At 62.2% G+C, this 17,842-nt stretch carries 17 protein-coding genes; 12 read left to right on the top strand and 5 right to left on the bottom strand.

The window, feature by feature from the left end:
- Positions 1-20 precede the first annotated feature (20 nt).
- Positions 21-1,061 carry a threonine aldolase family protein gene (locus J2Y83_RS26485; RefSeq protein ID WP_247403718.1) on the bottom strand — a complete coding sequence of 347 codons (1,041 nt, stop codon included), beginning with the start codon at positions 1,059-1,061 and terminating at the stop codon, positions 21-23.
- 90 nt (positions 1,062-1,151) lie between these two features.
- Here J2Y83_RS26485 and J2Y83_RS26480 point away from each other — a divergent pair, with 90 nt between their 5' ends.
- The 8 genes from J2Y83_RS26480 to fdhA all read left to right on the top strand — a co-directional run bounded on the left by J2Y83_RS26480 (position 1,152) and on the right by fdhA (position 11,169).
- Positions 1,152-1,880, top strand: a complete 729-nt coding sequence (locus J2Y83_RS26480; protein WP_253399776.1) for a TraX family protein — start codon at positions 1,152-1,154, stop codon at positions 1,878-1,880.
- A gap of 237 nt (positions 1,881-2,117) precedes the next feature.
- Entirely contained in the window at positions 2,118-3,371 is a 1,254-nt protein-coding gene (gene glyA / locus J2Y83_RS26475; protein WP_253399775.1) for a serine hydroxymethyltransferase, read from the top strand.
- A 22-nt stretch (positions 3,372-3,393) separates the two neighbouring features.
- Positions 3,394-4,644, top strand: a complete 1,251-nt coding sequence (locus J2Y83_RS26470; RefSeq protein ID WP_247403725.1) for a sarcosine oxidase subunit beta — start codon at positions 3,394-3,396, stop codon at positions 4,642-4,644.
- Between the two features lie 15 nt (positions 4,645-4,659).
- A complete protein-coding gene (locus tag J2Y83_RS26465; protein ID WP_253399774.1) occupies positions 4,660-4,962 on the top strand; it encodes a sarcosine oxidase subunit delta in 303 nt (100 codons plus the stop codon).
- The gene (locus J2Y83_RS26460) at positions 4,959-7,976 is read left to right on the top strand and encodes a sarcosine oxidase subunit alpha (RefSeq protein ID WP_253399772.1); all 3,018 of its coding nucleotides are present in this window, start codon (positions 4,959-4,961) and stop codon (positions 7,974-7,976) included. Before J2Y83_RS26465 ends, J2Y83_RS26460 begins: the two co-directional genes overlap by 4 nt.
- Before the next feature lie 137 nt (positions 7,977-8,113).
- Positions 8,114-8,746, top strand: a complete 633-nt coding sequence (locus J2Y83_RS26455) for a sarcosine oxidase subunit gamma (RefSeq protein WP_253399770.1) — start codon at positions 8,114-8,116, stop codon at positions 8,744-8,746.
- A gap of 171 nt (positions 8,747-8,917) precedes the next feature.
- Complete coding sequence (gene purU / locus J2Y83_RS26450) at positions 8,918-9,775, top strand: formyltetrahydrofolate deformylase (RefSeq protein ID WP_247407268.1); 858 nt, start codon at positions 8,918-8,920, stop codon at positions 9,773-9,775.
- A gap of 194 nt (positions 9,776-9,969) precedes the next feature.
- Positions 9,970-11,169 carry a formaldehyde dehydrogenase, glutathione-independent gene (fdhA, locus tag J2Y83_RS26445; RefSeq protein ID WP_017847873.1) on the top strand — a complete coding sequence of 400 codons (1,200 nt, stop codon included), beginning with the start codon at positions 9,970-9,972 and terminating at the stop codon, positions 11,167-11,169.
- Between the two features lie 46 nt (positions 11,170-11,215).
- On the opposite strand, the gene J2Y83_RS26440 is transcribed toward fdhA, so the two are convergent.
- Together J2Y83_RS26440 and J2Y83_RS26435 are read right to left on the bottom strand one after the other, a co-directional pair.
- A complete protein-coding gene (locus tag J2Y83_RS26440; protein WP_253399768.1) occupies positions 11,216-11,632 on the bottom strand; it encodes a hypothetical protein in 417 nt (138 codons plus the stop codon).
- 675 nt (positions 11,633-12,307) lie between these two features.
- Positions 12,308-12,766, bottom strand: coding sequence for an anti-sigma factor domain-containing protein (locus J2Y83_RS26435; RefSeq protein WP_253399766.1), 459 nt, complete (start codon positions 12,764-12,766; stop codon positions 12,308-12,310).
- Positions 12,767-12,902: 136 nt separating this feature from the next.
- Here J2Y83_RS26435 and J2Y83_RS26430 point away from each other — a divergent pair, with 136 nt between their 5' ends.
- Positions 12,903-13,475: a DUF2780 domain-containing protein gene (locus J2Y83_RS26430; protein WP_253399765.1), complete on the top strand. Its 573-nt coding sequence runs from the start codon at positions 12,903-12,905 to the stop codon at positions 13,473-13,475.
- A 66-nt stretch (positions 13,476-13,541) separates the two neighbouring features.
- Here J2Y83_RS26430 and J2Y83_RS26425 read toward each other — a convergent pair whose 3' ends face one another.
- Both J2Y83_RS26425 and J2Y83_RS26420 read right to left on the bottom strand, forming a co-directional pair.
- The gene (locus J2Y83_RS26425) at positions 13,542-14,018 is read right to left on the bottom strand and encodes a hypothetical protein (protein ID WP_253399763.1); all 477 of its coding nucleotides are present in this window, start codon (positions 14,016-14,018) and stop codon (positions 13,542-13,544) included.
- Between the two features lie 102 nt (positions 14,019-14,120).
- Positions 14,121-15,014, bottom strand: a complete 894-nt coding sequence (locus tag J2Y83_RS26420; protein WP_253399761.1) for an acyltransferase — start codon at positions 15,012-15,014, stop codon at positions 14,121-14,123.
- A 172-nt stretch (positions 15,015-15,186) separates the two neighbouring features.
- Here J2Y83_RS26420 and J2Y83_RS26415 point away from each other — a divergent pair, with 172 nt between their 5' ends.
- The 3 genes from J2Y83_RS26415 to creC are packed head-to-tail and all read left to right on the top strand — an operon-like array spanning position 15,187 to position 17,804.
- The gene (locus J2Y83_RS26415; RefSeq protein ID WP_253399759.1) at positions 15,187-15,687 is read left to right on the top strand and encodes an ATP-dependent zinc protease family protein; all 501 of its coding nucleotides are present in this window, start codon (positions 15,187-15,189) and stop codon (positions 15,685-15,687) included.
- Positions 15,688-15,696: 9 nt separating this feature from the next.
- A complete protein-coding gene (gene creB, locus J2Y83_RS26410; RefSeq protein ID WP_253399757.1) occupies positions 15,697-16,365 on the top strand; it encodes a two-component system response regulator CreB in 669 nt (222 codons plus the stop codon).
- Complete coding sequence (gene creC / locus J2Y83_RS26405; RefSeq protein ID WP_253399755.1) at positions 16,365-17,804, top strand: two-component system sensor histidine kinase CreC; 1,440 nt, start codon at positions 16,365-16,367, stop codon at positions 17,802-17,804. The genes creB and creC overlap by 1 nt, the downstream gene beginning before the upstream one ends.
- The last annotated feature ends 38 nt before the right edge of the window (positions 17,805-17,842 follow it).

Below are 17,842 nucleotides of genomic sequence, written 5' to 3'. Positions count from 1 at the left end.
CTGCGACGCGGGCCGTCGTTTCACGCGCCCATCACTTCGCGAATATCCGCCGCCAGCTCGCGCACGCGTTCTTCCTCGGTGTCCCACGCACACATGAAGCGCGCGCCGCCTTTGCCGATGAAGGTGTAGAAGCGCCAGCCCTTGGCCGTCAGCGCGGCGATGGCCGGTTCCGAGAGTTGCAGGAACACGCCGTTGGCCTGCACCGGGAACATCAATTCCACGCCGGGAATATCCGCCACCAGGCTGCTCAGCAACTGCGCGCAGTGGTTGGCGTGGCGTGCGTGTTTGAGCCAGGCGTGGTTTTCCAGCAGGCCCACCCACGGCGCGGAGAGGAAGCGCATCTTCGACGCGAGCTGGCCGGCCTGTTTGCAGCGGTAGTCGAAGTCTTCGGCCAGTGCGCGGTTGAAGAACAGGATCGCTTCGCCCACGGCCATGCCGTTTTTCGTGCCGCCAAAGCACAGCACGTCCACCCCGGCTTTCCAGGTCAGGTCGGCCGGTGAACAGCCGAGGAACGCGCAGGCGTTGGCGAAGCGCGCGCCGTCCATGTGCAGGTTCAGGCCAAGTTCTTTGCAGGTGGCGCTGATGGCGCGGATTTCTTCCGGGGTGTACACGCTGCCGACTTCAGTGGCCTGGGTCAGGGTCACCACGCGGGGTTTGGGGTAGTGGATGTCCTGGCGCTTGAGGGCGATCTCGCGGATCGACTCCGGGGTCAGCTTGCCGTTTTCGGTGCGTGCGGTGAGTAGCTTGGAACCGTTGGAGAAAAACTCCGGCGCGCCACATTCGTCGGTCTCGACGTGGGCGGTTTCCGAGCAAATCACGCTATGGTAGCTCTGGCACAACGAGGACAGCGCCAGCGAGTTGGCGGCGGTGCCGTTGAACGCGAAGAACACTTCGCAGTCGGTCTCGAACAGGTTGCGGAAACCGTCGGCGGCGCGGTGGGTCCATTCATCATCGCCATAGGCGCGTTGATGGCCGTGGTTGGCTTGTTCCATGGCGGCCCAGGCTTCCGGGCAGATGCCGGAATAGTTATCGCTGGCGAATTGTTGGCTCTTGTCGGTCATGGCCCATTCCTGTGGTCGATGTTGGTGCGCACTGTAACCAAGATTGTCGGGCGTGCGCACGCACTGTAAATGCAAAGTCACTGGGGAATTATGCACGGTACTGAAACGTTTCCTGTCGGACGTGTCCGCGATGGCGCTTTGGATTTGCTTAAGTGGCTGGCGCTGCTGAGCATGGTACTGGACCACTTGCGTTATGTCGGGTTGAGCCTGGACGGCCTGTATGTGCCGGGCCGCCTGGCGTTCCCGTGGTTTTGCCTGGCGATTGCGGCCAATCTGCATCGGATGCGTAACGTAGCAGTCACTGGCCAATGGCGTTACCTGGGCTGGCTGGTGCTGTTCAGCGTGATCAGCGAAGTGCCGTACCGGCTGTTTATCGAAGACGCCGATACGTTGAACGTGTTGCCCACCTTGGCGTTGGGCCTGCTGGTTGCCCGAGGGTGGCAGCAGAAGGCGCTGGTTGATCGAGGATTGGCGCTGATTGCCCTGGCGGTGGCAGCGGTATTTTCCGCGCACTTGATGTTCGGTTTTTTTGGTGTGTTGCTGCCGTGGGCGATGCTGGTGGTGTTTCGTCGGCCATGGTATTTCAGCGTGTTGCCGGGGCTGCTGTGTGTGGCTGCCAATCAATGGCAGATTCTGCTCGATAACGGCACGCCGGTGGCGTTGATGGGGCTGAGCGCCTGCCTGCTCGCGCCGCTGCTCGGCCTGGTCCTGTTGCGACACACCCAAAACACCTCGCCACCGGCTATGCGCCGCTGGGCGTATGCCCTCTATCCCCTGCATTTCCTGCTGCTGCTACTCGTCCGTCAAATCATCGCCTGATCTCCTGTGGGAGGGGGCTTGCCTCCGATAGCGGTGTGTCAGCTTGCACAGGTACTGGCTGATCCACCGCTATCGGGGGCAAGCCCCCTCCCACATTTGTTTCGTGTCGCTCATCCAATGTCGTAAACGCACCTTTGCGTGGCGTCCGTAGGCATTTGACCTGTCGGCGCCAGCCCTACCATCGCATCAAAGGGCTCTGCATGGGCCTTAACAATACGAAAGGCTGGGAGAGACGCGATGTTCAGCAAACAAGACCAGATCCAGGGATATGACGACGCACTGCTCGCGGCCATGAATGCCGAGGAGCAGCGGCAGGAAGATCATATCGAGCTGATCGCGTCGGAGAACTACACCAGCAAACGCGTGATGCAAGCCCAGGGCAGTGGCCTGACCAACAAATATGCCGAAGGCTACCCGGGCAAGCGCTACTACGGTGGCTGCGAGCATGTGGACAAGGTCGAAGCCCTGGCCATCGAGCGCGCCAAGCAGTTGTTCGGCGCCGATTACGCCAACGTGCAGCCGCACTCCGGCTCCTCCGCCAACAGCGCAGTGTACCTGGCGCTGTTGAACGCCGGTGACACCATCCTCGGCATGAGCCTGGCCCACGGCGGTCACCTGACCCACGGCGCCAAAGTGTCGTCCTCGGGCAAGCTGTACAACGCGGTGCAATACGGCATCAACACCGACACCGGGCTGATCGACTACGACGAAGTCGAGCGCCTGGCCGTGGAGCACCAGCCGAAGATGGTGGTGGCCGGTTTCTCCGCCTACTCCAAAACTCTGGATTTCCCACGCTTCCGTCAGATCGCCGACAAGGTCGGTGCGCTGCTGTTCGTCGACATGGCCCACGTCGCCGGCCTGGTGGCTGCCGGTTTGTACCCGAACCCGCTGCCCTACGCCGACGTGGTCACCACCACCACCCACAAGACCCTGCGCGGTCCGCGTGGCGGCCTGATTCTGGCGCGGGCCAACGAAACGATTGAAAAGAAACTCAACGCCGCCGTATTCCCCGGCGCCCAGGGCGGCCCGCTGATGCACGTCATCGCCGGCAAGGCGGTGTGCTTCAAGGAAGCCCAGGAGCCGGGCTTCAAGGTCTACCAGCAACAAGTGATCGACAACGCCCAGGCCATGGCCAGCGTGTTTATCAAACGCGGCTACGATGTAGTGTCGGGCGGCACCGATAACCACCTGTTCCTGGTCAGCCTGATTCGCCAGGGCCTCACCGGTAAAGAGGCGGACGCCGCCCTCGGTCGCGCGCACATCACCGTCAACAAGAACGCCGTGCCGAATGACCCGCAGTCGCCGTTCGTGACCTCGGGCCTGCGCATCGGCACCCCGGCGGTGACCACGCGCGGTTTCAAGGTGCCGCAATGCATCGAGCTGGCCGGTTGGATCTGCGACATCCTCGACAACCTCGGCGACGCCGATGTCGAGGCCGACGTGGCCAAGCGCGTGTCGGCCCTGTGCGCTGATTTCCCGGTTTATCGCTGAGCGCGGTTTTGGAGTAATGACTATGCAACGCTACTCGGGCTTCGGCCTCTTCAAGCACTCACTCAGCCACCACGAAAACTGGCAGAAGATGTGGCGCACGCCGACGCCTAAAAAGGTCTACGACGTGGTCATCGTCGGCGGTGGCGGGCATGGTCTGGCGACCGCCTACTACCTGGCCAAGGAGCACGGCATCACCAACGTGGCCGTGGTCGAGAAAGGCTGGCTGGGCGGCGGTAACACCGCACGCAACACCACCATCGTGCGTTCCAACTACCTGTGGGACGAGTCGGCGCACCTGTACGAACACGCGATGAAACTGTGGGAAGGCCTGTCCCAGGACCTGAACTACAACGTGATGTTCTCCCAGCGCGGCGTCTACAACCTGTGCCACACCCTGCAGGACATCCGCGATTCCGAGCGTCGCGTCAGCGCCAACCGCCTCAACGGCGTGGACGGCGAGTTGCTCAACGCGCAACAAGTGGCAGACGAAATTCCGTACCTCGATTGCTCGAAGAACACCCGCTACCCGGTCATGGGCGCCACCGTGCAACGGCGCGGCGGCGTGGCCCGTCACGATGCGGTGGCCTGGGGCTTTGCCCGCGCCGCCGACGCCCTCGGGGTGGACTTGATCCAGCAAACCGAAGTGATCGGCTTCCGTAAGGAAAACGGCGTGTGCATCGGCGTGGAAACCAACAAGGGCTTCATCGGCGCCAAGCGCGTCGGCGTGGTCACGGCCGGTAACTCCGGGCACATGGCCTCGCTCGCCGGTTTCCGCCTGCCGATCGAATCGCACCCGCTGCAAGCGCTGGTGTCGGAGCCGATCAAGCCGATTATCGACAGCGTGATCATGTCCAACGCCGTCCACGGTTACATCAGCCAGTCCGACAAGGGCGACCTGGTGATCGGCGCCGGTATCGACGGCTACAACGGCTACGGCCAGCGCGGCTCGTACCCGGTGATCGAACACACCATCCAGGCCATCGTCGAGATGTTCCCGGTGCTCTCACGCGTGCGCATGAACCGCCAGTGGGGCGGCATCGTCGACACCACGCCGGACGCCTGCCCGATCATCTCCAAGACCCCGGTGCCGAACATGTTCTTCAACTGCGGTTGGGGCACCGGTGGCTTCAAGGCCACTCCGGGCTCAGGCAACGTATTTGCCGCGAGCCTGGCCAAGGGTGAAATGCACCCGTTGGCCGCACCTTTCTCCATCGACCGGTTCCACAACGGTGCGTTGATCGACGAACACGGCGCCGCGGCCGTAGCCCACTAACAGGAGAAATTTCCTATGTTGCATATCTTCTGTCCTCACTGTGGCGAACTGCGCTCCGAAGAGGAATTCCACGCCTCCGGCCAAGCGCACATCCCGCGCCCGCTGGACCCCAACGCCTGCACCGATGAAGCGTGGGGCGACTACATGTTCTTCCGCGACAACCCCCGTGGCCTGCACCACGAGCTGTGGATTCACGCCGCCGGTTGCCGTCAGTACTTCAACGCGACCCGCGACACCGTCACCTACGAAATTCTTGAAACCTACAAGATCGGCACCACGCCGCAATTCACCGCCAAGGCTGCTGGAGCGAAGGTATGAGCCAGATCAATCGCCTGTCCAACGGTGGTCGGATCGACCGTAACAAAGTCCTGACCTTCAGCTTCAACGGCCAGACCTACAAAGGCTTCGAAGGCGACACCCTGGCCGCCGCGCTGCTGGCCAACGGTGTCGACATCATCGGCCGCAGCTTCAAGTACTCGCGGCCACGCGGCATCTTTGCTGCGGGCGCCGAAGAGCCGAACGCGGTGTTGCAGATCGGCGCCACCGAAGCCACTCAGATTCCCAACGTGCGCGCCACGCAACAGGCGTTGTACCAGGGGTTGGTCGCCACCAGCACCAACGGCTGGCCGAGCGTGAACAATGACGTGATGGGCATTCTCGGCAAAGTCGGCGGCAAGCTGATGCCGCCGGGTTTCTACTACAAAACCTTCATGTACCCGCAGTCGTTCTGGATGACTTACGAGAAGTACATCCGCAAGGCCGCAGGCCTGGGCCGCTCGCCGACCGAAAACGACCCGGACACCTACGACAACTTCAACCGTCACTGCGACGTGTTGGTGGTGGGCGCCGGCCCGGCTGGCCTGGCTGCCGCACTGGCCGCCGCGCGCAGCGGTGCCCGCGTGATCATCGCCGATGAACAGGAAGAGTTCGGTGGCTCGTTGCTCGATTCCCGCGAAAGCCTCGACGGCAAGCCTGCGGATCAATGGGTCGCCAGCGTGATTGTCGAACTCAAAGCCCTGCCGGACGTGGTGCTGCTGCCCCGCGCCACGGTCAACGGCTACCACGACCATAACTTCCTGACCATTCACGAGCGCCTCACCGATCACCTCGGCGACCGCGCCCCGATCGGCCAGGTGCGCCAGCGCATCCACCGCGTGCGTGCCAAGCGCGTGGTGCTGGCGACCGGTGCGTGCGAGCGTCCGCTGGTGTACGGCAACAACGACGTGCCGGGCAATATGCTTGCCGGTGCGGTCTCGACTTACGTGCGCCGTTACGGCGTGGCACCGGGTCAAAAGCTGCTGCTGTCGACCAACAACGACCACGCCTACCGCGTCGCGCTGGATTGGTTAGAGGCCGGCCTGAAGGTGGTGGCCGTGGCCGATGCCCGTCACAACCCACGCGGTGCGCTGGTGGAAGAAGCTCGCGCCAAAGGCATTCGTATCCTCACCGGCAGCGCCGTGATCGAAGCCCGTGGCAGCAAACACGTGACCGGCGCCCGCGTTGCCGCCATCGATGTCAAAGCGCATACCGTCACCAGCCCCGGCGAGTGGTTGGACTGCGATCTGGTCGCCAGCTCCGGCGGCTACAGCCCGGTGGTCCACCTGGCGTCGCACTTGGGCGGCAAGCCGACCTGGCGCGAAGACATCCTCGGTTTTGTACCGGGCGAAGCACCGCAAAAGCGCGTGTGCGTCGGCGGCATCAACGGCGTCTACGGCCTTGGCGATTCCCTGGCGGATGGTTTTGAAGGCGGCGTGCGCGCCGCCAGCGAAGCCGGTTTCGCGCCAGTGCAAGGCACGCTGCCAAAAGCCTTGAACCGCCTGGAAGAGCCAACCCTGGCACTGTTCCAGGTGCCTCACGAAAAAGCCACCGCACGGGCGCCCAAGCAATTTGTCGACCTGCAGAACGACGTCACCGCCGCCGCCATCGAGCTCGCCACCCGCGAAGGTTTCGAGTCGGTGGAGCACGTCAAACGCTACACCGCGCTGGGCTTCGGCACCGACCAGGGCAAGCTGGGTAACGTCAACGGCCTGGCCATTGCCGCGCGCTCGCTGAACGTGACCATCCCGCAGATGGGCACCACCATGTTCCGCCCCAACTACACGCCGGTGACCTTCGGCGCGGTCGCGGGCCGGCACTGTGGGCATATCTTCGAGCCCGTTCGCTACACCGCGCTGCACGCCTGGCATGTGAAGAATGGCGCCGAGTTTGAAGACGTCGGCCAGTGGAAACGCCCGTGGTACTTCCCGCGCAACGGTGAAGACCTGCACGCGGCGGTCAAACGCGAATGCCTGGCGGTGCGCGACAGCGTCGGCCTGCTGGATGCGTCGACCCTCGGCAAGATCGACATTCAAGGCCCGGATGCCCGCGAGTTCCTCAACCGCATCTACAGCAACGCCTGGACCAAGCTCGACGTGGGCAAGGCGCGCTACGGTCTGATGTGCAAGGAAGACGGCATGGTCTTCGACGACGGCGTGACCGCGTGCCTGGCCGACAACCACTTCCTGATGACCACCACCACCGGCGGCGCTGCCCGTGTGCTGCAGTGGCTGGAAATCTACCAACAGACCGAATGGCCAGACCTCAAGGTCTACTTCACCTCGGTCACCGACCACTGGGCGACCATGACCCTGTCCGGCCCCAACAGCCGCAAGCTGCTGGCCGAAGTCACCGACATCGACCTGGACAAGGACGGCTTCCCGTTCATGACCTGGAAAGAAGGCCTGGTCGGCGGCGTGCCGGCGCGGGTGTTCCGCATCTCGTTTACCGGCGAGCTGTCGTATGAAGTCAACGTGCAGGCCGACTACGCCATGGGCGTGCTCGAACAGATCGTTGAGGCCGGCAAAAAGTACAACCTGACCCCGTATGGCACCGAGACCATGCACGTGCTGCGGGCGGAGAAGGGCTTCATCATCGTCGGCCAGGACACCGACGGCTCGATGACCCCGGACGACCTGAACATGGGCTGGTGCGTCGGCCGTACCAAGCCGTTCTCGTGGATCGGCTGGCGCGGGATGAACCGCGAAGACTGCGTGCGCGAAGATCGCAAGCAATTGGTCGGCCTCAAGCCGATCGACCCGACGGTGTGGTTGCCGGAAGGTGCGCAACTGGTGTTCGACGCCAAGCAGACGATCCCGATGAAGATGGTCGGCCACGTCACTTCCAGCTATGCGCATAACTCCCTGGGTTATTCGTTTGCGATGGGGGTGGTCAAGGGCGGCTTGAAGCGCATCGGCGAGCGGGTGTTTTCGCCCCAGGCCGATGGCAGCGTGATCGAGGCGGAGATTGTGTCTTCGGTGTTCTTTGACCCGAAAGGCGAACGCCAGAACATCTGACGGACCGAGTCGCCTGCATCGGGGGCAAGTCGAATCGTCGCACCGCCCCTCCCACATTTGGAATGCATTCCCCTGTGGGAGGGGGCTTGCCCCCGATGAGGCCAGAACAGTCACCACAGAATTCAAACAGGTGCTCTATGACAGCAGCCAACGTATACCCACAACGCCCCACCACCGGCGCCAAGGCCGAGTCGTCGCTGCACCATGCCGACCTCGCCAGCCTGGTCGGCAAGGGCCGCAAGAATGCCGGCGTGACCGTGCGTGAAAAGAAACTCCTCGGCCACCTGACTATCCGTGGCGACGGCCATGACGCCGCCTTCGCCGCAGGCGTCCACAAAGCCTTGGGCATCGAACTGCCCGGCGCTCTGACGGTAATCGTCAACGGCGAAACCAGCCTGCAATGGCTCGGCCCGGATGAGTGGTTGCTGGTGGTGCCGAGCGGTGAAGAATTCGCCGCCGAACAAAACCTGCGTGCCGCCCTGGGCGATCTGCACATCCAGATCGTCAACGTCAGCGGCGGTCAACAGATCCTCGAACTGCGTGGCCCGAACGTGCGCGACGTGCTGATGAAGTCCACCAGCTACGACGTACATCCCAACAACTTCCCGGTGGGTAAGGCGGTGGGCACGGTGTTCGCCAAGTCGCAATTGGTGATCCGCCATACCGCTGAAGACACCTGGGAGCTGGTGATTCGTCGCAGCTTCTCGGATTACTGGTGGTTGTGGTTGCAGGATGCCTCGGCCGAATTCGGCCTGAGCGTTCAAGCCTGATATGACCCCCACCCCCTTCACCCGCCACCCTGTAGGAGCGAGCTTGCTCGCGAAAACCTCAAGGGCACCGCGGTCATCCAGGATGCCCGCGTTATCGTTGACGATTTTCGCGAGCAAGCTCGCTCCTACAGGGGTGGGTGAGGCCGGGCTTTGCTTGAGGAGTGACCTGTCATGAGCCGCGCACCCGATACATGGATTTTGACCGCCGACTGCCCCAGCGTGCTCGGCACGGTGGACGCGGTCACCCGCTACCTGTTCGAGCAGGGTTGCTACGTCACTGAGCACCACTCGTTCGATGACCGGCTGTCAGCGCGCTTTTTTATCCGCGTGGAGTTTCGTCAGCCGGACGGTTTCGATGAACAAGCGTTCCGCGATGGCCTGGCCGCGCGCGGGCAAGCGTTTGGGATGATCTTCGAGCTGACGGCGCCGAACTACCGGCCCAAAGTGGTGATCATGGTGTCGAAGGCCGATCACTGCCTGAACGACCTGCTGTATCGCCAGCGCATCGGCCAGTTGTCGATGGACGTGGTCGCGGTGGTGTCCAACCACGCCGATCTGAAACCGTTGGCCGACTGGCACCAGATTCCCTACCACCACTTCGCCCTCGACCCCCACGACAAACCGTCCCAGGAGCGTCAGGTGTGGCAAGTGATCGAACAGACCGGCGCCGAACTGGTGATTCTTGCGCGCTACATGCAAGTGCTGTCGCCGGAGCTGTGCCGCAAGCTCGATGGCAAGGCGATCAATATCCACCACTCATTGTTGCCGGGGTTCAAGGGCGCCAAGCCGTATCACCAGGCGTACAACAAGGGCGTGAAGCTGGTCGGCGCGACGGCGCATTACATCAACAACGACCTGGATGAAGGCCCGATCATCGCCCAGGGCGTGGAAGTGGTGGATCACAGTCATTACCCCGAGGACCTGATTGCCAAGGGGCGCGATATCGAAGGGCTGACCCTGGCCCGGGCGGTGGGGTATCACATTGAACGGCGGGTGTTTTTGAATGCCAATCGGACGGTGGTGCTCTGACTGACGCCATCGGGGGCAAGTCGAATCGTCGCACCGCCCCTCCCACAGTTGGAATGCATTCCCCTGTGGGAGGGGGCTTGCCCCCGATAGGGCCCTAACAAACAACACAAGAAACAGCATCTGTACCCGAGCACTCAACGCGCTGCCCACCCACGGGCAACGCGCTTCCATAAAAACAACAGCGAGGTGAAAGCATGTCTGGTAATCGTGGTGTCGTGTATCTCGGCAACGGCAAGGTCGAAGTACAGAAAATCGACTATCCCAAAATGCAGGACCCGCGTGGCAGGAAGATTGAACACGGCGTCATCCTGCGCGTGGTCTCCACCAACATCTGCGGCTCCGACCAACACATGGTGCGCGGCCGCACCACCGCCCAGACCGGCCTGGTGCTCGGTCACGAGATCACCGGTGAAGTGATCGAGAAGGGCAGCGACGTCGAGAACCTGAAAATCGGCGACCTGGTGTCCGTGCCCTTCAACGTCGCCTGCGGCCGCTGCCGCTCCTGCAAAGAGCAACACACCGGCGTGTGCCTCACCGTCAACCCGGCCCGTGCCGGTGGCGCCTACGGCTATGTCGACATGGGCGACTGGACCGGCGGCCAGGCCGAATACGTGCTGGTGCCCTACGCCGACTTCAACCTGCTGAAACTGCCGGACCGCGACAAGGCCATGGAGAAAATCCGCGACCTGACCTGCCTCTCCGACATCCTGCCCACCGGCTACCACGGCGCCGTCACCGCCGGCGTTGGCCCCGGCAGCACCGTCTACATCGCCGGTGCCGGCCCGGTCGGCCTGGCCGCTGCCGCCTCCGCGCGCCTGCTCGGCGCGGCGGTGGTGATCATCGGCGACGTCAATTCCATCCGCCTGGCCCACGCCAAGGCGCAAGGGTTTGAAGTGGTCGACCTGTCCACCGACACCCCGCTGCACGAACAAATCGCCGCCCTGCTCGGTGAGCCGGAAGTGGACTGCGCGGTCGACTGCGTGGGCTTCGAAGCCCGCGGCCACGGGCATGACGGCGTCAAGCACGAAGCCCCGGCCACCGTGCTCAACTCGCTGATGGGCGTGGTGCGCGTGGCGGGCAAGATCGGCATCCCCGGCCTGTACGTCACCGAAGACCCAGGCGCCGTCGACGCCGCCGCGAAGATGGGCAGCCTGAGCATCCGTTTTGGTCTGGGCTGGGCCAAATCCCACAGCTTCCACACCGGGCAGACGCCGGTGATGAAGTACAACCGCCAGTTGATGCAGGCGATCATGTGGGACCGTATTCACATCGCCGACATCGTCGGGGTCGAGGTGATCAGCCTGGATGACGCGCCGCGTGGGTATGGCGAGTTTGATGCGGGCGTGCCGAAGAAGTTTGTGATTGACCCGCATAAGTTGTTCAGTGCGGCGTAAATGCCAGAGCAAAAAATATGGGCGCCCCGACGGGCGCCCTTATCAATTAGAGTGGGGTCGAGAGTCTAAGGTTAGCGGTCGATTTTATAGTTTCTGGCTCGCCCTTCGCATTTGTCCCCGGTACTTCAATTGTTTTTCCGCCGTAGTTGCAGAATAGTTTTCCGTTAACCTCCTGAACAGTCTCTGCTTTTAGTTCGTACTTGTCTTCAAGGTAAGTGTCGTTGGATCCGTGTACTTCACCTGTCCATTGTTTTCCGCCAGAGGAGGCTGTGTATTTAAATGCATTGGCAAATTCTCCTTCTACGGCGCCGTCGACTTTCTCAGTCGCGACGACGGGGTCAGTGTCTTTGAAACGAACTGCCGTTATGTCCTTGACTTTTGGGCAGATACTGATATCTGCAGCATAAGCGCTCCCAGTAAGAGCCATGATGGCCAACATTCCCAACGTAAGTTTAGAGTTCATCTCAATGTCTCGGATTGATTTGGAAACTCGATTCTAGATAGACGGGTTGGCTGTTGATACTGTGAGATTTGACAGTTGGCTATGGCTTTTTTGCATGGGGGATATTTCTTTTTGTTTGGTTGTATCTGTTGTTGGCGTTTCAGACATGGGCTAAATAACTCCAGGCGGACGCTGACAATAGGTTAGTCATTTGAGCGTTGTGAGGCGCAGGTAGGGGTCGACCCCCTCACCGTTTTTGCCTCTGGTGTTTAAGCCTGCAAGCGCCGGCTGATCACGTCGAGCAAATCACACCCATCGCGTGGGCTACACACTTATCCGTCGCCAAACGAATTGGGTGGCAGCTGTACGCAGGTTGGCGAACCGGGAATGGAGCCGGCAGACCCGAAGGTCTCCCGCGCACAGCCGCCATGAAAGCAGCTATTGCGGATGCAAAAGAACCTGCAAAAAAGCAGAAGCTTTTGCACCATTCACCGGGTCGCCAAACCCGTATCGCCATGTGGACGACCGCCGAACTATAAGCGCCATCCTTCGCCGGGAGCAAGTCGCCTGGACGCCGACGATCAAATGTGGGAGTGGGCTTGCCCGCGATAGCGGTGTGACAGCCCCTGCAACACTGACTGAAACTCCGCTATCGCGGGCAAGCCCACTCCCACAGGGTTTTGTGGTGCCTGTGGCTTAGCGAATCGCCAGCGCGCCTTGATACACCGTCGGCCCGGTCGGCTGCTTGCTCACCGATCCACCCTTGGTTTCCGAGCTCACCATCAACTCCACCGGTTTGCTGATGGATTCCTGCTGGCGTGGATTCAAGCCGATGATGCCTTTGCCATCTTCCGGCAACAGGCCGAGGGATATAGGTTGGCCGCCTTCGGGAATCGCCCACAATTCCAGGCTCTGATCAGGGGCGGGCGCCGTCGAGGCGATCGGCTGCACTTCCAGGTAGTCCTTGTGGGCCATGATCTGCGCCGCCGGCTGCTGGGTGGTGGTCACCAGCGTGGCGGCGGATTTGACGGTGTCTTGGGTGTAGAGCGCGGCGCCGACGCCAGCAGCCACGACTGCGCAGGCGCCGATGAACAGGCGCGGACGGCTCCAGAATGAAGGCTTGTGATCAATCACTTGGGGTTGGATCGCAGTCATAAGTCGCTTCCTGACAAATTATGTAGTCAGTTCATGGACCGGCGTATCGCAGTTGGGTTCCGGCGCGGGTTTGGAACAAGTGACGCAAAGGCCAGTCAAACGCCTGCTTTTACCCCTACATCCTGAGGTTGTTTCGATGAAGATTTCACGCGGTTTCGCCCTTTCCTGCCTGATGACCCTGGCAGCCGGCCCGGTGTTCGCCGCCGGATTCAGCCTTGGCGATGCGGCCAATGCGATTTCCGGCATGCAGGGCGGTAACAACAAAGCCGCTGCCGTCGCGCCGTCGTCCGAGACGGCCGGTTTGCTGAGTGCCCTGACCTCACAATTGAATGTCACCCCCGAGCAAGCCGTCGGCGGCACTGGCGCCATGCTCGGCCTGGCCAAGAACCAACTGAGTGGCTCCGACTATTCGCAACTGGGCAAAAGCGTGCCGGGCCTCGATCAACTGTCGGGCAGCAATGCGTTGGGCAGCCTCGGCGCCTTGAGCGGGATGCTTGGCCAGAGCGGCGGCAGCAAGACCAGCGGCTTGGACGGCCTGCTGGGTAACGTGAAGAACACCAACGACCTGAACACCGCGTTCAGCGCGCTGGGCATGGACAGCGGCATGATCGGCCAATTCGCCCCGGTGATCCTGCAATACCTGGGCGGCCAGGGTGCCAACAGTTCGCTGCTGGGCAAACTGGCCCAGGCTTGGGGCACCGGTAGCTAAGGGCGTGGTTCTTCAAAGCGGGTTCGCCCCCGCTTTGAAGTGGCCGGCAGGTTGCGGGGGGCAGGGTTACGGTTGGTACTCAAAAGTACATTTGGAAGCGTCGATCGATAAGTCGCTGCCTTGATTCCCACAGCTGGTTCCTGTCCATGATGTGCCGGGCGCCGCCATCAGGTTGTTCAACGGCAGGCGCAGTTGAACATAGGGTCTGGAAACCTTGTCCGCGGGCTCTGCGCTTTCTCTTTGCGCGGTACCGCCATAACTGCAGAGTATTTTCCCGTTGCTCATTTCTGCACCGACTAACATCAGGTTGTATTGAGGCTCAAGATACGTGTCGGTTGTGGCTGTGGACTGGCCCTCCCACATCATGCCGCCGGGCCCGGGGGCCGTGTATTTGAAGCCTTCGTTGTAGCCTGAAGGGAGGGACGGGTCGGTATACGCTGCGGCGCTTATCGAGCTGACTGCGGGGCACGTGGCCATTTCTGCATGGGCAATGCTCGCTACTGTCAGTAACGCCATGCCGGCGAAGAGGACTTTGATGCTCATGATGAGGGCACTCGGCTGAGATGGGGCCTTTAGCCTAATCAGCCGCCCAAGGCGGGCGAAACTGTTAACTCTGACAGTTTTTATGCGTTTTCAGACGATGCCCTATTGCTGCTCCGTATAGCGATGCAGCGTTTCGATGCGCGCATCTTTCTCCCTCCAGAGCTGGTTGACCCAGTTCTGCACGACCTGGCGAAACGCCGGGTCGTTTTCGTAATCCCCCTGCCATAACGCCGGGTCCAGTTCACGGGTGCGGATGTCGATGATCACCTTCGGCACCGCGCCGCTGATCAAGTCCCAGAACCCCGGGATCTTCGCTTGCGGATAGACCACGGTCACGTCGAGCACCGCGTCCAGTTGTTCGCCCAGCGCTGCCAATACGAACGCCACGCCACCGGCCTTGGGCTTGAGCAGGCGGGTAAACGGTGAGTGTTGCTGGGCACGCTTGGCCGCGCTGAACCGTGTGCCTTCCAGATAGTTGACCACCGTCACCGGCTGGCGTTTGAACAGCTCGCAGGCCTGGCGGGTGATCTTCAGGTCCTGGCCCGCCAGTTCCGGGTGCTTGGCCAGGAACGCCTTGCTGTAGCGCTTCATGAACGGATAATCCAGCGCCCACCAGGCCAGGCCCAGGAAGGGCACCCAGACCAGTTCTTTCTTCAGGAAGAACTTGAAGAACGGCGTGCGGCGGTTGAGGGCCTGGATCAGCGCGGGGATATCGACCCAGGATTGGTGATTGCTGATCACCAGATAGGAGGTGTCACGACGCAGGTCGTCTGCGCCGCGAATGTCCCATTGGGTCGGGATGCACAGCGCGAAGATCAGTTTGTCGATCTCGGCCCAGGTCTCGGCGATCCACATCACGGCCCATGATGCGTAATCGCGATAGCGACCGGGGGCCACCAGCTTGAGCAGGGCAAACACCGTCAGCGGTCCGATCAGGACCAGGGTGTTGAGCAGGAGCAGCAGTGAGACGAAACAGCCGGTGAGCAGGCGGCGCATAAGTAACTCTTGGAATCCTGTGGGCGGGCCATGATAAGAGAGCGGCGTCTAGAGGCCAAATCGCAAATCGTCCGACGAATGTTTCACAATGTGCCGGGTATGGTCGTAGAACTAACTAAGTGCTGCCGTTGCGGTCTAGAATTCGTCTACTTCTTTCCGAGGAAATCACTTCGTGAAACTGCTCCTTGCCTCGCTCGCTCTGGCGGCCTTGCCCGTCATGGCCGCCGAACCGACCCTTTACGGTCGCTACGAATACATCCAGTTGCCGGAGATCGGCGAAACCTTCAAGGCCAAAATGGACACCGGCGCGCTGACCGCCTCGCTGTCGGCCCGTGACATCGAGACCTTCACCCGTGACGGCGACGATTGGGTGCGCTTCCGCGTTGGTGGCAAGGACGCCAGCAACAAAGTCTACGAACACAAGGTGGCGCGCATCAGCAAGATCAAGAGCCGCGCCGACGAAGACGAGGACAAGGAAGACGCCACCGTGGCCAAGCGCCCGGTGATCGACCTGGAAATGTGCCTGGGCAACGTCAAGCGCACCGTCGAGGTCAACCTCACCGACCGCAGCAGCTTCAACTACCCGCTGCTGATCGGTGCCAAGGCCCTGCGTGAATTCGGCGCAGCGGTGAACCCGGCGCGTCGCTACACCGCCGACAAACCGGACTGCTGACGGACCGCCATGCCGCACATCCTGATTGTCGAAGACGAAGCGGCGATAGCCGACACGCTGGTCTTTGCCCTGCAAGGCGAAGGCTTTTCCACCACCTGGCTGAGCCTTGGCCAGGAGGCGCTGGCCCACCAGCGCCAGACCCCGGCCGACCTGATCATCCTCGACATCGGCCTGCCCGACATCAGCGGCTTTGAAACCTGCAAGCAACTGCGGCGTTTCAGTGAAGTGCCGGTGATGTTTCTCAGTGCCCGCGACAGCGAGATCGACCGCGTGGTCGGGCTGGAGATCGGTGCCGACGATTATGTGGTCAAGCCGTTCAGCCCGCGGGAAGTGGCGGCGCGGGTCAGGGCGATCCTCAAGCGCGTCGGCCCTGGCATCGTTCCGGCGTTGTTCCAGGTCGATCTGGAGCGCATGCAGATCAGCTACCGGGGCCTGGCACTGAGCCTGACCCGCCATGAGTTCCGCCTGCTGCAAAGCCTGCTGGAACAGCCCGAGCGCGTGTTCAGCCGCGAACAACTGCTGGACGCGGTCGGCGTGCCGGCCGATGCCGGTTACGAGCGCAATATCGACAGCCATATCAAAAGCCTGCGCAGCAAACTACGCCGCGTGGCGGCGCAGGCCGAACCGATCCAGACCCATCGCGGCCTGGGCTACAGCTACAGCCCGAGCCATAGCTGATGCGCCTGGGGCTGCGGATTTTCCTGGTCTACGCGCTGTTTATCGGCCTCACCGGTTACTTCGTGCTGAGCACCGTGATGAAGGAAATCCGCCCCGGCGTGCGCCAGTCCACCGAGGAAACCCTGGTGGACACCGCCAACCTGCTGGCCGAAATCCTGCGCAACGACGTCAAGAACGGCACCCTCGGCCAAAGCCACTGGCCGGAACTGCTCAGGGCCTACGGCACCCGCCAGCCGGGCGCGACCATCTGGGGCCTGCCGAAAAACCAGGTCAACCACCGCATCTACGTGACCGACGCCAATGGCACGGTGTTGCTCGACTCCAGCGGCGAAGCCGTGGGCCAGGACTATTCCAAATGGAACGACGTGTACCTGACCCTGCGCGGCGAGTACGGCGCGCGTTCCACCCGCAGCGCGCCGGATGACCCGTCCTCGTCGGTGATGCACGTGGGCGCGCCGATTCGCGACAACGGGCAGATCATCGGCGTGGTCACGGTGGCCAAGCCGAACAGTTCGCTGCAGCCCTATATCGACCGCACCGAGCGCCGATTGCTGTGGTACGGCGCCGGCTTGGTGATCCTCGGCCTGCTGCTCGGCGCGCTGTTGTCGTGGTGGTTGAGCGTGGCACTGCGCCGGCTCACCGCGTATGCCGAGGCGGTCAGCGAGGGTCGACGCGCCGAATTGCCGCATTACCGTGGCGGCGAGCTGAAGCAGTTGTCCACCGCCGTGGAGCACATGCGCACGCAACTGGAAGGCAAGGCCTACGTCGAGCATTACGTCCACACCCTGACCCACGAATTGAAGAGCCCGCTGGCGGCGATTCGCGGCGCGGCCGAGCTGTTGCAGGGCGACATGAGCCGCGAGCAGCAACAGCGCTTTGTCGGCAATATCGACAGCGAAAGTACGCGCCTGCAGCAGTTGATCGAGCGCTTGCTGAACCTGGCGCAAGTCGAGCAACGCCAGGGGCTGGAGGCGCAGGCGAGCCTGTCGCTGGCCGCGCTGGTGGACGATGTGCTCAAGGCCCAATGCGCGCGCATCGAAAGCGCCGGGTTGCACGTCGAACAAACGATCGACGCTGAGGTGAAGGTCTTCGGCGAACCGTTCCTGCTGCGCCAGGCCCTGGGCAACCTGCTCGACAACGCCCTGGACTTCACGCCGGCGGGCGGGGTGTTGCGGTTCAGCGCGCAGACCCGGCACAACGCTGTGCAGGTCAGCCTGTTCAACCAGGCCGCGCCGATTCCCGACTACGCCTTGCCGCGCCTGAGCGAGCGTTTCTACTCGCTGCCGCGCCCGGCCAGCGGGCGCAAGAGCACCGGCCTGGGCCTCAACTTTGTCGAGGAAGTGATGAAGCTGCATGGCGGCACGCTGCAGATCGGCAATGTACCCGGTGGCGTGCAAGTGGTGCTGCATCTCCACACAGTCTCCACATTGCCCACATAAATCCCCCACATGCGCGGCTCACGCTCTGCCCATCCAAA

Source organism: Pseudomonas marginalis, assembly GCF_024169655.1.
Classification (GTDB): domain Bacteria; phylum Pseudomonadota; class Gammaproteobacteria; order Pseudomonadales; family Pseudomonadaceae; genus Aquipseudomonas; species Aquipseudomonas paraveronii.
This window is presented reverse-complemented; position numbering and strand designations above follow the sequence as displayed.

What these genes read in the sequence shown, in the direction of transcription:
- J2Y83_RS26485 (WP_247403718.1), bottom strand. Translation starts at nt 1,061, where the DNA reads ATGACCGACAAGAGCCAACAATTCGCCAGCGATAACTATTCCGGCATC.
- J2Y83_RS26480 (WP_253399776.1), top strand. Translation starts at nt 1,152, where the DNA reads ATGCACGGTACTGAAACGTTTCCTGTCGGACGTGTCCGCGATGGCGCT.
- glyA (WP_253399775.1), top strand. Translation starts at nt 2,118, where the DNA reads ATGTTCAGCAAACAAGACCAGATCCAGGGATATGACGACGCACTGCTC.
- J2Y83_RS26470 (WP_247403725.1), top strand. Translation starts at nt 3,394, where the DNA reads ATGCAACGCTACTCGGGCTTCGGCCTCTTCAAGCACTCACTCAGCCAC.
- J2Y83_RS26465 (WP_253399774.1), top strand. Translation starts at nt 4,660, where the DNA reads ATGTTGCATATCTTCTGTCCTCACTGTGGCGAACTGCGCTCCGAAGAG.
- J2Y83_RS26460 (WP_253399772.1), top strand. Translation starts at nt 4,959, where the DNA reads ATGAGCCAGATCAATCGCCTGTCCAACGGTGGTCGGATCGACCGTAAC.
- J2Y83_RS26455 (WP_253399770.1), top strand. Translation starts at nt 8,114, where the DNA reads ATGACAGCAGCCAACGTATACCCACAACGCCCCACCACCGGCGCCAAG.
- purU (WP_247407268.1), top strand. Translation starts at nt 8,918, where the DNA reads ATGAGCCGCGCACCCGATACATGGATTTTGACCGCCGACTGCCCCAGC.
- fdhA (WP_017847873.1), top strand. Translation starts at nt 9,970, where the DNA reads ATGTCTGGTAATCGTGGTGTCGTGTATCTCGGCAACGGCAAGGTCGAA.
- J2Y83_RS26440 (WP_253399768.1), bottom strand. Translation starts at nt 11,632, where the DNA reads ATGAACTCTAAACTTACGTTGGGAATGTTGGCCATCATGGCTCTTACT.
- J2Y83_RS26435 (WP_253399766.1), bottom strand. Translation starts at nt 12,766, where the DNA reads ATGACTGCGATCCAACCCCAAGTGATTGATCACAAGCCTTCATTCTGG.
- J2Y83_RS26430 (WP_253399765.1), top strand. Translation starts at nt 12,903, where the DNA reads ATGAAGATTTCACGCGGTTTCGCCCTTTCCTGCCTGATGACCCTGGCA.
- J2Y83_RS26425 (WP_253399763.1), bottom strand. Translation starts at nt 14,018, where the DNA reads ATGAGCATCAAAGTCCTCTTCGCCGGCATGGCGTTACTGACAGTAGCG.
- J2Y83_RS26420 (WP_253399761.1), bottom strand. Translation starts at nt 15,014, where the DNA reads ATGCGCCGCCTGCTCACCGGCTGTTTCGTCTCACTGCTGCTCCTGCTC.
- creB (WP_253399757.1), top strand. Translation starts at nt 15,697, where the DNA reads ATGCCGCACATCCTGATTGTCGAAGACGAAGCGGCGATAGCCGACACG.
- creC (WP_253399755.1), top strand. Translation starts at nt 16,365, where the DNA reads ATGCGCCTGGGGCTGCGGATTTTCCTGGTCTACGCGCTGTTTATCGGC.